Source organism: Teichococcus deserti, assembly GCF_001982615.1.
GTDB classification, from domain to species: domain Bacteria; phylum Pseudomonadota; class Alphaproteobacteria; order Acetobacterales; family Acetobacteraceae; genus Pseudoroseomonas; species Pseudoroseomonas deserti.
The window spans coordinates 1-2,663 of sequence record NZ_MLCO01000395.1; the positions used below are offsets into that span (position 1 = coordinate 1).

Annotated in this window: 4 protein-coding genes; 2 read left to right on the plus strand and 2 right to left on the minus strand. The window is 69.4% G+C overall.

Features of this window, described 5'->3' with window-relative positions:
* Both BKE38_RS27885 and BKE38_RS27890 read right to left on the minus strand, forming a co-directional pair.
* On the minus strand, nt 1-198 hold a 198-nt coding region (locus tag BKE38_RS27885), incomplete at its 3' end, for an FAD-dependent oxidoreductase (protein ID WP_131829758.1).
* 5 nt (nt 199-203) lie between these two features.
* Complete coding sequence (locus BKE38_RS27890) at nt 204-1,229, minus strand: 4-hydroxyproline epimerase (RefSeq protein WP_076960424.1); 1,026 nt, start codon at nt 1,227-1,229, stop codon at nt 204-206.
* A 311-nt stretch (nt 1,230-1,540) separates the two neighbouring features.
* Between BKE38_RS27890 and BKE38_RS27895 the strand changes: the two genes are divergently transcribed.
* Both BKE38_RS27895 and BKE38_RS27900 read left to right on the plus strand, forming a co-directional pair.
* Nucleotides 1,541-2,320: an ABC transporter permease gene (locus BKE38_RS27895; protein WP_131829759.1), complete on the plus strand. Its 780-nt coding sequence runs from the start codon at nt 1,541-1,543 to the stop codon at nt 2,318-2,320.
* 5 nt (nt 2,321-2,325) lie between these two features.
* On the plus strand, nt 2,326-2,663 hold a 338-nt coding region (locus tag BKE38_RS27900; RefSeq protein WP_242662598.1), incomplete at its 3' end, for an ABC transporter ATP-binding protein.

The following is a 2,663-nucleotide window of genomic DNA, read 5'->3' on the forward strand; positions in this document are numbered from 1 at the left end:
GACGCTGCGCAGCACCTCCGGCCGCGACAACGGGCGGATATGGTCGATGGCGATATGCCCGGCATTGCCGAAGGAGCAGAGGCTGCCCGGCGGCGCCGGATCGACCAGCAGCACGCGGTGGCCTGCCCGCTGCAGCGCGCGGGCGCAGGCGACGCCGATGACGCCGGCGCCGACGACGCCGATGGGGGGCGGGGCCATGCGCGTCAGACCAGGAAGCCGGCGCGCAGCGGGTCGCGCTCGCGCACGAAGATGGTGTTCAGCCCATGCGTGCGGGCCCAGCCGGCGATGCTGGGGATGATGGCGTCGTGGTTGCCGATGCAGGCGGCCGCCTCGACGCGGCCGTCGAACATCGTGCCGATGATGCTTTCATGGATGAATTCCTGGCCGACCGCCAGCTTCCCCCGCGCCGCCAGCTGCGCCATGCGCGCCGAGGTGCCGGTGCCGCAGGGCGAGCGGTCGATGGCGCGGTCGCCGTAGAAGACGGCGTTGCGCGCATGGGCGCGGGGGTCGCGCGGCGCGCCGGTCCACATGACATGGCTGACGCCGCGGATGGTCGGGTCGTCGGGATGCGCGACCTCGACGATCGCGTTCAGCCGGCGGCGCAGCTCGGGGCTGAAGCGCAGCACGTCGTCGGCGGAGAGGCTTTCGAGGCCGGCGAAGCCCGGCTGCGGCTCGACGATCGCGTAGAAATTGCCGCCATAGGAAATGTCGACGCGGAGCCGGCCGAAGCCGGGCATCTCCACCTCCACGTCGGGGAGAGCCAGGTAGGAAGCGATATTGCGGATGCGGACGCTGTCGATGTGCTCGCCGTTGCGCTCGTAGGTGGCGACGACGCGGCCGGCGGGGACGTCGAGGTTGAGCACGCCTTCCTTGGCCGGGCGCGCCAGCCCGTTCTCCAGCGCCATGGTCACGGTGCCGATGGTGCCGTGGCCGCACATCGGCAGGCAGCCCGAAACCTCGATGAACAGGACAGCGACATCGCCGTCGGGCGTGGTCGGCGGGTAGAGGATCGAGCCCGACATCACCGAATGGCCGCGCGGCTCGAACATCAGCGAGCGGCGGATCCAGTCGTGGTGCTGCAGGAAGTCCTGGCGCTTCTCGCTCATCGAGGCACCCTGCAGGAAGGGCGCGCCGCCGGTGACCAGGCGGACGGGATTGCCGCAGGTATGGCCGTCGATGCAGGCGAAGCTGTGGTTGCCCGGGGGCACCGGAGTGGCGACGCCCTCCATCAGCGCAACGCCAGCCCAGGAGGGGGAAGATCGCGCATGAAGAAGCCTCCTTCGCGTGCCGCCGCGGGACTGCGTGAAGTCTGGCACCACGCCGCCCGGCAGGGAAGGGGCAAAGCGGAGCCGCGGCCGGGCAAGGCGTTTATCCTATAATGCCGATTTTATACGATTGACTCGCGGACCCGCTTTCCGGTTTCCTCAGTGCGGAGCAAGGAGAAGGCGATTTGACCGCCGCGGGCACGCTTCCTGCCACAGCATCCGAGCCTCTCGCGGCGGCGAAGCCCCGCGCGGCGCGCAGCCCGCTGACAGCCTTCATGTGGCTGCTGGGCGGCTTCGGCGTGGTGCTGATGCTGCTGCCGCTGCTGATGACCATCTATATCAGCAGCATCGCCGACAGCGTCCTGGCCTTCCCGCCCGACGGGCACAGCCTGGCCTGGTATGCGCGGCTGGGGGAATTCCCGAAATTCGGCCAGGCGCTGGGCACCAGCCTGCGGATCGCCGCCATGGCGACCCTTGGCAGCCTCGCCCTCGGAATCCCGGCCAGCATTGCCCTCGTCCGCCACCGCTTCCCCGGCCGCGGCCTACTGAACGTGCTGCTGCTGTCGCCGCTGACCGTGCCGGGGGTGGTGATCGGCCTCGCCCTCTACGTGCTGATGGTCGAGGTCGAGATCCGCAGCGAGGTGGCGCTGATCGGCTCCGACGGCATGCTGGTGCTGGCGCATCTGCTGATCACCATCCCCTGGGTGGTGCGGCTCTGCGTCGCCAACCTGCTGCAGCTGGACCGCGCCATCGAGGAGGCGGCGGCCAATCTCGGCGCCTCGCCGCGCCAGGTGCTGTGGCGCGTGACGCTACCGATGATGCGGCAGGGCATCGTCGCCGCCGGGCTCTTCGCCTTCATCATCTCCTTCGAGAATATCGAGCTGACGCTGTTCCTGATCAGCCCCGGCGTCATCACCCTGCCGATCGCCGTGCTGCAATACCTGGAATACCGCGCCGACCCGCTGGTCGCCGCCGTGGTCGTGGTGCAGACGGCGGTGATCGCGCTGCTGCTGGTGCTGCTCGATCGCTACGTCCGGCTGAGCAAGGTGGTGTGACGCGCATGGCCGGAACGCTGCCCTATCTGAAGATCGAGGCGCTGTCGAAGCACTACGGCAGCATGGCCGCGGTGGAGGACGTCTCGCTCGAGGTCGCCGCCGGCGAAATGCTGGTGCTGCTCGGCCCCTCCGGCTGCGGCAAGACCACGACGCTGCGGCTGATCGCCGGCTTCGTCGAGGCCAGCGCCGGCCGCATCCTGCTGGAGGGGCGCGACTATGCCGGCCTGCCGCCCCATCAGCGCGAGATGGGCATGGTGTTCCAGTCCTATGCGCTGTTCCCCCACATGACCGTCGCCCAGAATGTCTCTTTCGGACTGCGGATGCGCAAGATGCCACCCGCCCG